Raw genomic sequence first — 8714 nt, forward strand, 5'->3', positions numbered from 1 at the left:
AGCCCGCCGCCGCGTCCCCCGCTCGCGCCCGGACCACCGCTGGGTCCGGGCCGCCGCCCCGCTGATGCTTGGGGTGGCGGCGAGCCTGGTGCGGCGGTCGGGCCGACGTGTGTCGCGGTGGGCGGGTCGGGCTCCGTCGTGGCGGGTGGCCGGACGAGGGTCAGCGGTGGCCGCCTGGGGCGCGTCATCGTGGGCCGCCAGGTGCCTCAGGTGCCTCAGGTGCCGGTCTGGTCGGCCGGTGGAGGGCGGTGGTCATGGCAGCTCGAAGGGGAGCTTGAGGCCGTCCAGGGCCGAGTCGCAGGGGCAGGTGCGGTCGGTGGGGAGGGCCTCGACCGTGGCGGCCACGAGGGTGCGCATGCGGGTCACGTTCTGTGCGAAGAACTCCATGACCTCCTCGTGCGTCACGCCCTCACCCGCCTCGATCCCCGCGTCGTGGTCTGTGACCAGCGCCAGTGAGGTGTAGCAGAGCGCCAGCTCGCGGGCCAGCACTGCCTCCGGGTGGCCGGTCATGCCGACGATCGTCCAGCCGTTGGCGGCGAACCAGCGCGACTCCGCCCGGGTGGAGAACCGCGGCCCCTCGATGACCACCAGCGTGCCGCCGTCGACCGTGTGCCAGCCGCCGTCGCGTGCGGCCGTCGCGGCCACGGAACGGCCGGACGGGCAGTAGGGGTCGGCGAACGACACGTGGACGGCCCCGCTCATGTCGTAGTAGGTCTGCGCCCGTCCCGACGTGCGGTCGACCAACTGGTCGGGGACGACGATGGCGCCGGGCCCGTGCTCGGGGCGCAGGGAGCCCACGGCGTTGGGCGCCAGCACCTGGCGCACTCCCAGGGATCGCAGCGCCCAGAGGTTTGCGCGGTAGGGGATGCGGTGCGGCGGGAACCGATGATCCCGCCCGTGCCTGGGGACGAAGGCGACGGAGCGCGACCCGATCCGCCCGACCGTGACGACGTCGCTCGGCGGCCCGTAGGGCGTGGTGAGCTCGAACTCCTCAGCGTCGTCCAGAAGGGAGTAGAGCCCCGAGCCGCCGATGACTCCGATGTCTGCGCGAGTGGCCATGGCGCCGAGAGTAGCGGCATCTTGGGGGAGCGAGCTGAGGTCGAATCTCGTTCTGTGGATAACTTGGGTGCGTGGCGTAGCGATGTTGTCGCTGTGTGTAAAAGCGGGCCCAGTGCGGCAACGCGGCCTCGGTCTCATCATCATCGCGGTCATGCTCGGAATGCTGCTCGGTGTGCTCGACCAGGCCATCGTGTCCACAGCGCTGCCGACGATCGTGAGCGACCTCGGCGGCCTGAGGAGCTGTCGTGGGTGGTGACGGCATACCTGCTCGCCTCCACGGGCTCGCCCCCGCTGTGGGGGAGCCTGGGCGACCCTAAGCCAGGCTGGGCGCGCTGGCCGGATTGGTCGGGATCACCCCCGCAGGCGTCTGGATCGTCGCCAGGCTCGACGGCAAGGGCTGGGTCAGGGACGAGACGCTGGCCAGGCGGGCGAGGGTCAGCAGGGCGCGCGGGCGGCCGTACGCCGACCAGCTGATCGACAGGGGGTTGCTGGAGCGGTCACCGAACGGCGACCACCTGAGGCTCACCGAGGAGGGGCAGCAGGCGGCGCTGCGCCTGCTGCGTTCGTCGCACGAGAGCCTGAGCCGGCTGGTGGCTGACTGGGGCCCAGACCCGCAGCTGGAGCAGCTCTGTGCGCGCATCACGCCGCAGTCGCTGGGAGCGCGCGCCGACCGGCCCGGCTGATCCGGGTCATCGTCGCGGCCGGTGGTAGAACCGACCGGCCGACAGGTCCGGGTCGTGGCTGGTGGGAGGTTCGCCACTGTGGTTCGGCTGGCTGGTCCCCGTTGGGAAGTGGCTAGCTGGAGGCGGCGGCCGGTGCGGGAGCGGGGGTCGACGATGACGAAGACGACGAAGAGGAGGAAGGAGAGGACGAGGACGACGACTCGGTCTGCTTGCTCGACGACGAGGACGACGAGGACGACGGCGCCGAGCTCGACGACGAGCGGCTGTCGGTCCGGTAGAAGCCCGAGCCCTTGAACACGATGCCAACGGCGGAGAAGACCTTGCGCAGGTTGCCTTCGCAGGCCGGGCACACGGTCAGCGCGTCGTCGGTGAACTTCTGGACGACCTCGAGCTGCTCACCGCAGTCGTTGCAGGCGTACTGGTAGGTCGGCACGCGCTCCTCCTTCAGGCTCTGGCACTCGAGCGATGCGACTGCTAATGCTAACCGATCCGGTCAATCGGCTATTCCAGTCCCCGCTCGCCGAACCAGCCCGCCAGCTTGCCCATGCGGCTGACCGCGCGCAGGCGGCGTTCGACCTCGTCGCGGCAGGCGGCGGTGGTGACCACCAGCAGCTGGTCGTCGGCGCGGATGCGGGTGTCGCCGGACGGCACGAACGACCGGCCGTCGCGCACGACCAGCGTCACCGCGGCGCCGGCGGGCAGCCGCAGCTCGAAGATCTCCACGCCGTGTAGCTTGGACCACGGCGACACCTTGACCTGCAGCAGGTCGGCCTGCAGCTCCTCCAGCGGCGCGGCCTCCACCTCGAGGTCGTGCGCCTCGCTGGGCGCCGTCACCTTGAGCAGCCTGGCCACGAACGGCAGCGTCGGCCCCTGCAGCAGCGTGAACACGATCACGATGATGAACACCTGGTTGAAGATGTCCTTGGAGCCCTCGACGTCCGCCGCCCACGGGATCGTCGCCAGCACGATCGGGATCGCGCCGCGCAGCCCCGCCCACGACAGGAACGCCTGCTCGCGCCAGCTCACCCTGGCCAGCCGCAGCACCCGGGCGACCAGAGAGCTGGCCAGCACGGACATCGGCCGGGCGAGCAGCACGAGGACCGTTCCGGCGATCAGGCCGGGCACGACGGAGGACGCCATCTCCTGGGGGGCGGCGAGCAGCCCGAGCATGACGAACAGGCCGATCTGCGCCAGCCACGCGGCCCCCTCCGCGAAGCCCCTGGTGGCGGCCCGGTGCGGCAGGCGGGAGTTGCCGAGGATCAGCGCCGTCAGGTAGATGGCCAGGAAGCCCGAGCCGTGCAGCAGCACCGCTCCGCCGTACGAGACGAAGGTCAGCGCCAGCACCGCGATCGGGTACAGGCCCGAGGCCGGCAGGGCCACGCGGCGCAGCGCGTACGCCCCCGCGGGTCCCACCGCCAGGCCGACGGCGGCGCCGATGAGCAGCTCGACGCTGGTCTCCATGACGAACGCCCCGAGCGGCGGCAGCGCGTTGGAGGCGGTGCTCAGCAGCATCACGGCGATCACCGTGGGCGCGTCGTTGAAGCCCGACTCCGCCTCCAGCGCGCCCGCCAGGCGCGGTGGCAGCGGCAGGCGGCGCAGCACGGAGAAGACCGCGGCGGCGTCCGTGGGGGCCAGCACCGCGCCGAGGATCAGCGCGGTGGTCCGGTCGACGCCGAACAGCCCCTCCACGGCCACTGCGACCACCACGATGCTGACCGCCACGCCGAGGGTGGCGAGGATCAGCGCCAGCGGCACCGCACGCCGGACGTGGCTCCAGCTCGTGGTCAGTCCGCCTTCGGCCAGGATGACCGCCAGCGCGATCATGCCGATCTGCTTGGCCAGGTCGGGGTTGTCGAACGGGATTCCGATCCCCGCCTCGCCCAGGACCAGGCCGAACCCCAGGAACAGCAGCAGGCTGGGCAGGCCGCTGCGGTGCGCGATCCGTACGGAGACGATGGCGGCGATGACGATCGCAGCGCCGAGAAGGAGCCAGACATCCAGCGTCATATGGCCCCCTCTCGCACGTTCGGTCACATAAGACTAGTGAGTCCCCCGGGGCTGATCGCCCAACGGACCCGCTGGTCGTGCGGGTCGGCGGGCACACCGTCGATCAGCTCGCCCTCGTGAAGGAGCGCGACCGTGGGGACGTTCGGGCCGACGCGGGCCAGCGCGCGGTCGTACGAGCCGCCGCCGCGGCCGAGCCGTACCCCTGACAGCCTGTCCACGGCGAGCGCCGGGACGATCACGAGCGCGGCGGTGCGGATCGCGTCGGGGCCGCGGCGCGTGTCGACCGGCTCCATCAGCCCGAACCTGCCCGGCGCCAGCGTGTCGGGGCCGTCGTAGACCGCCCAGTCGAGGTCGTCGTCCTCGCACAGCACCGGCAGGAGCACGGTCGCGCCGTGCTTCCACAGCGCGAACACCAGCCCGTGCGTCTCCGGCTCGGTGCCGATGGACCAGTAGCAGGCCACCAGCCCGGCCATCTGCGCCCACGGCTGGTCGAGGAGGGTTTCGCGCACCTTGGCGGCGTTCGCGCGCCGTTGCTCGGGGGTGAGGGAGGCGCGCGCGGACAGCAACTCCCGGCGCAGGTTCAGCTTGTCCACAGGGACCTCCACTAGGGTCTAGGTATGGCTGACTTCGACCCTGTGACGAAAGCCGTCGTGCCCGCCGCGGGTCTGGGCACCCGGTTTCTTCCGGCGACCAAGGCGACACCCAAGGAGATGTTGCCCATTGTCGACAAGCCCGCTATCCAGTATGTCGTCGAGGAGGCGGCCTCCGCCGGACTGCTCGACGTCCTCATGGTGACGGGCAAGAACAAGCGGTCGATCGAGGACCACTTCGACCGGGCCTTCGAGCTGGAGGAGGTGCTCGAGGCCAAGGGCGACGAGCACCGGCTGTCCCAGGTCCGCGAGCCCGCCTCGCTCGCCACCCTGCACTACGTACGGCAGGGCGAGCCGAAGGGGCTCGGTCACGCGGTCCTCTGCGCCAAGCAGCACGTCGGAGGGCACCCGTTCGCCTGCCTGCTCGGTGACGACCTGATCGACTACCGTGACCAGCTGCTCAAGCGCATGATCGAGGTACGCGGCACCTACGGCGGCAGCGTCATCGCGCTGATGGAGGTGCCCAAGGAGCAGGTGTCGCTGTACGGCGTTGCGACCATCGAGGCGACCTCGGAGGACGACGTCGTGCGCGTCACCGACCTGGTCGAGAAGCCCCCGGTCGACGAGGCGCCGTCCAACTGGGCGATCATCGGCCGCTACGTCATCGACCCGGCGGTGTTCGAGGTGCTGGAGGACACCCCGCCCGGCCGCGGCGGCGAGATCCAGCTCACCGACGCGCTGCGCACGCTGGCCGGGTACGGCTCCGACCAGGGCGGGCCGGTGCACGGCGTGCTGTTCCGCGGGCGGCGTTACGACACCGGTGACAAGCTCGACTACCTGCGCACCGTGGTGAAGTTCGCGGCGGACCGGCCGGACCTGGCGCCCGAGTTCGTGCCGTGGTTGCGGGAGTTCCTCGATGAAGTCGGTTGACGCGCATCTGGCCGACATCCTGGCGACGGTACGGCCACTGGCGCCGCTGGAGCTGGAGCTCGAACGGGCGCTGGGCACGACGCTGGCCGAGGAGGTGGCCGCGCCGGTGCCCCTGCCGCCGTTCGACAACTCGGCTATGGACGGCTATGCCGTACGAGCTGAGGATATTTCGGATGTGCCGGTCAGGTTGCCGGTGATCGACGATGTGGCGGCCGGCTCCGGCGAGTTGCGCGCCGTGGGGCCCGGCCACGCCGTACGGATCATGACCGGGGCGCCCGTGCCGGCAGGCGCGGACACGGTCGTTCCGGTCGAGTGGACGGACGGCGGGACCGTCACCGTCACCATCGACCGCACGGCCGCCGCCGGCAACGCCATCCGCCGGGCCGGTGAGGACGTCCAGGCGGGCGAGATCGTCCTCAAGCCCGGCACCGTGATCGGCTCCGCCCAGCTGGGCATCATCGCCGGGGTGGGACGACGGCGGGTCAGGGCGCGCCCGCTCCCGCGCGTCGTCGTGCTCTCGACGGGGGCGGAGCTGGTCGAGCCGGGTACGTCCCTGCAACCCGGCCAGATCTGGGACTCCAACAGTTTCACGCTCACCGCCGCCGTCCGGGAGACCGGCGCCGAGGGCTTCCGGGCCGGCACCGTGAGCGACGACCCGGCCGCCTTCCTCGACCAGCTCGACGCGCAGCTGGTGCGCGCCGACGCGGTCGTCACCAGCGGGGGCGTCTCGATGGGCGCGTACGAGCCGGTCAAGGAGGCGCTCTCGCCGCTCGGGACCGTCCGTTTCGAGAAGGTCGCGATGCAGCCGGGGATGCCGCAAGGGTTCGGCGTGGTGGGGGAGGACCAGGTGCCGATCTTCGCGCTGCCCGGCAACCCCGTCTCGTCGTACGTGTCCTTCATGCTGTTCGTACGGCCCGCGCTGCGGAAGATGCGCGGCCTTCCCACCGGTTTTCCCGAGACCGAGACCGCGTACGTCATCGGCGCGCTGCGGTCGCCGGCGGGGAAGCGGTCGTTCCTGCGCGGCGTGCTGGCCGGCGACGGCACGGTGGCGCCCGTGCACGGGCAGGGCTCGCACCAGCTGGCCGCCCTGGCCACGGCGAACGCCCTCATCATGGTGCCCGAGGACGTGACCGAGGTGCCGTCGGGCGCGGCGGTCGAGGTGATCAGGCTGTGAGCGAGTTCACCCATCTGGACGAGACGGGCGCGGCCCGCATGGTGGACGTCTCCGGCAAGGACGTCGGGGATCGCACGGCGACGGCCACCGGGCGGGTGCTGCTGTCGGCCGAGGCGGTCGCGCTGCTGCGCGCCGGCGAGGTGCCGAAGGGCGACGCGCTCGGGGTGGCGCGGATCGCGGGGATCATGGGGGCGAAGCGGACACCCGACCTGATCCCGCTCTGCCACCCGATCGCGCTGCACGGGGTGAAGGTCACGCTCGACGTGGAGGACTCGGGGGTCGCCATCACGTGCAGGGTGAAGACGGCCGACCGCACCGGGGTGGAGATGGAGGCGCTGACCGCGGTGGCGGTGGCGGCGCTGGCGCTGATCGACATGGTCAAGGCCGTGGATCCGGCGGCGGTGGTCAGCGATGTGCGGGTGGAGGAGAAGACGGGCGGGAAGACCGGGTTGTGGAGGCGGCCGTGATCCGGGCGCTGGTGGTGACGGTGTCGAACCGGGCCTCTTCCGGGATTTATGCGGATAAGTCGGGTCCGCTCCTTGTGTCGCTGTTGGGGGAGGCGGGGTGCGCCGTGGAGGGGCCCGTGGTGGTGCCCGACGGCGAGGCCGTGGAGGTGACGCTGCGTGAGGGGGTCGCCGCCGGTTACGACGTGATCGTCACGACGGGGGGAACGGGGCTGACGCCTGCCGATCTGACGCCGGAGATGACCGCCCGGGTGATTTCTCGCGAGATTCCCGGCATAGCGGAGGCCATCAGGCAGGCGAACCGCGACAAAGTCCCCACCTCCATCCTCTCCCGCGGCCTCGCCGGCCAGGCGGGCGACACGCTCATCGTCAACCTGCCCGGCTCCTCGGGAGGCGTACGGGACGGCGTCGCCGTACTCGCTCCCGTGCTCGGGCACGCGGTGGACCAGATCCGCGGCGGCGACCACCCGCGCTGACCGTCGGCTGGCCGGCGTGGCCCGCGGCTGTTCGCGGGCACGATCCCGTGGCGGCGGCGACCCCGATAGGGGGATGATGGGAATGTGGATCGACTTCGTGGCTGGCCGGCGACCCTGAGTGAGGGGTCCGTGGGCCTGCGGCCGCTGCGGCTGGCCGACGTTCGCGTCTGGCGCGAGACCCGGCTGCGCAACGCCGGATGGCTGCGCCCATGGGAGCCGAGCAACCCGGAGACACCGCTGTTCCGCACCGGGCTCGGTCCGTACATCTCCATGGTCGGCACCCTGCGTCGCGAGGCGAGACAGGGCATGGCGCTGCCCTGGGTGATCACGCACGGTGGTCGATTCGCCGGGCAGCTCACGGTCGGGGCCATCGTCTGGGGGTCGGCCCGCTCGGCCCAGGTGGGCTACTGGATCGACGGCGCCCTGGCCGGCCAGGGAATCACCCCCACGGCCCTCGCCATGGCCGTCGACCACTGCTTCTTCACCACCGGACTGCACCGGCTGGAGGCCAACATCCGTCCAGAGAACCAGGCCAGCCGCAGGGTGGTTGAGAAGCTGGGATTCAGGGAAGAAGGCATTCGGCGTCGTCAACTTCACATCGATGGAGCCTGGCGCGACCACATCTGCTACGCGTTGACCGTTGAGGACGTTCCTGGCGGGCTTCTCGTACAGTGGCGTCGCGCCCGCGAGTCAGCCGCTCGTGGGGGGTCTCCGGTAGAAGAGGTTTGACGATCTCGCGACACACCGCACCGAATGCTCGTCAATCAGTGACACGCGGTCTTACGGTGCGTGACGTGAGCACATCGAAGACGCCAGGAGCACACCTGCGTTTTCGGCGTGCCCGGAGGTGGCCGTGAGCAGCGTCCTCCTCTACCTCGCCATCGTCGTCATGTGGCTGTGCGTCCTCGTGCCCATGTGGCTGCGCCGCGACAAGAGCAACCTCGCCGAGCTCGCCGAGCTCGAGGAGTACTACACCGGCGAACACCAGCTCCCCGACCTCGACCGCCTGGAGGCTTCCCCATCCTCTTCGGAGGAAGGCGAGGCGACAATGGCGGAGAGCGAGCGGGTGGACCCCCGCCAGTTCCGTGCCCGCCGCCGCGCGATCATCGTGGCCCGGCGCCGCCGCCTGCTCTTCTTCACTGCCCTGCTCGTCATCGCCTCGGTGGTTACGGCCGCGGTCAGGATGATGCCGTGGTGGGGGGTCGCGCCCTCCATCGTCGTCACGCTGGCGTACCTGGCGTTCCTGCGCATCGCCGTACAGGTGGACCGCGAACGCCGCCAGCGCGGCGCCCAGGCCCGCGCCGAGCGCGCGCGCCGGCTCCGCGAGCAGC

General features: G+C 71.2%; 11 protein-coding genes. 7 read left to right on the forward strand and 4 right to left on the reverse strand.

The genetic code is table 11. From position 1 onward, the window contains the following. Positions 1-252: 252 nt before the first annotated feature. Positions 253-1059: an S-methyl-5'-thioadenosine phosphorylase gene (locus DQW85_RS32305; RefSeq protein WP_113703574.1), complete on the reverse strand. Its 807-nt coding sequence runs from the start codon at positions 1057-1059 to the stop codon at positions 253-255. Between the two features lie 341 nt (positions 1060-1400). Here DQW85_RS32305 and DQW85_RS44955 point away from each other — a divergent pair, with 341 nt between their 5' ends. Further along, the gene (locus tag DQW85_RS44955) at positions 1401-1742 is read left to right on the forward strand and encodes a helix-turn-helix domain-containing protein (protein ID WP_162795545.1); all 342 of its coding nucleotides are present in this window, start codon (positions 1401-1403) and stop codon (positions 1740-1742) included. Between the two features lie 112 nt (positions 1743-1854). Here DQW85_RS44955 and DQW85_RS32320 read toward each other — a convergent pair whose 3' ends face one another. From DQW85_RS32320 to DQW85_RS32330, 3 genes are all read right to left on the reverse strand, one after another. Beyond that, positions 1855-2175 carry an FmdB family zinc ribbon protein gene (locus DQW85_RS32320; protein ID WP_113703576.1) on the reverse strand — a complete coding sequence of 107 codons (321 nt, stop codon included), beginning with the start codon at positions 2173-2175 and terminating at the stop codon, positions 1855-1857. Between the two features lie 68 nt (positions 2176-2243). Next, a complete protein-coding gene (locus DQW85_RS32325) occupies positions 2244-3749 on the reverse strand; it encodes a potassium/proton antiporter (protein ID WP_113703577.1) in 1506 nt (501 codons plus the stop codon). 23 nt (positions 3750-3772) lie between these two features. Beyond that, the gene (locus DQW85_RS32330) at positions 3773-4342 is read right to left on the reverse strand and encodes a 5-formyltetrahydrofolate cyclo-ligase (protein WP_113703578.1); all 570 of its coding nucleotides are present in this window, start codon (positions 4340-4342) and stop codon (positions 3773-3775) included. A 24-nt stretch (positions 4343-4366) separates the two neighbouring features. Here DQW85_RS32330 and galU point away from each other — a divergent pair, with 24 nt between their 5' ends. From galU to sepX, 6 genes are all read left to right on the forward strand, one after another. After that, entirely contained in the window at positions 4367-5269 is a 903-nt protein-coding gene (gene galU / locus DQW85_RS32335; RefSeq protein ID WP_113703579.1) for a UTP--glucose-1-phosphate uridylyltransferase GalU, read from the forward strand. Further along, entirely contained in the window at positions 5256-6443 is a 1188-nt protein-coding gene (glp, locus tag DQW85_RS32340; protein WP_113703580.1) for a molybdotransferase-like divisome protein Glp, read from the forward strand. Before galU ends, glp begins: the two co-directional genes overlap by 14 nt. Continuing rightward, complete coding sequence (gene moaC / locus DQW85_RS32345) at positions 6440-6910, forward strand: cyclic pyranopterin monophosphate synthase MoaC (RefSeq protein ID WP_113703581.1); 471 nt, start codon at positions 6440-6442, stop codon at positions 6908-6910. Before glp ends, moaC begins: the two co-directional genes overlap by 4 nt. Next, positions 6895-7383 carry a MogA/MoaB family molybdenum cofactor biosynthesis protein gene (locus tag DQW85_RS32350; RefSeq protein ID WP_420819199.1) on the forward strand — a complete coding sequence of 163 codons (489 nt, stop codon included), beginning with the start codon at positions 6895-6897 and terminating at the stop codon, positions 7381-7383. The genes moaC and DQW85_RS32350 overlap by 16 nt, the downstream gene beginning before the upstream one ends. Before the next feature lie 84 nt (positions 7384-7467). After that, a complete protein-coding gene (locus tag DQW85_RS32355; protein ID WP_113703582.1) occupies positions 7468-8112 on the forward strand; it encodes a GNAT family N-acetyltransferase in 645 nt (214 codons plus the stop codon). A gap of 124 nt (positions 8113-8236) precedes the next feature. Further along, positions 8237-8714: divisome protein SepX/GlpR (gene sepX / locus DQW85_RS32360; RefSeq protein ID WP_162795546.1), on the forward strand; the 478-nt coding region annotated here is incomplete at its 3' end.

Origin of the sequence: Nonomuraea lactucae (assembly GCF_003313395.1) — a bacterium.
Taxonomy (GTDB): Bacteria; Actinomycetota; Actinomycetes; order Streptosporangiales; family Streptosporangiaceae; genus Nonomuraea; species Nonomuraea lactucae.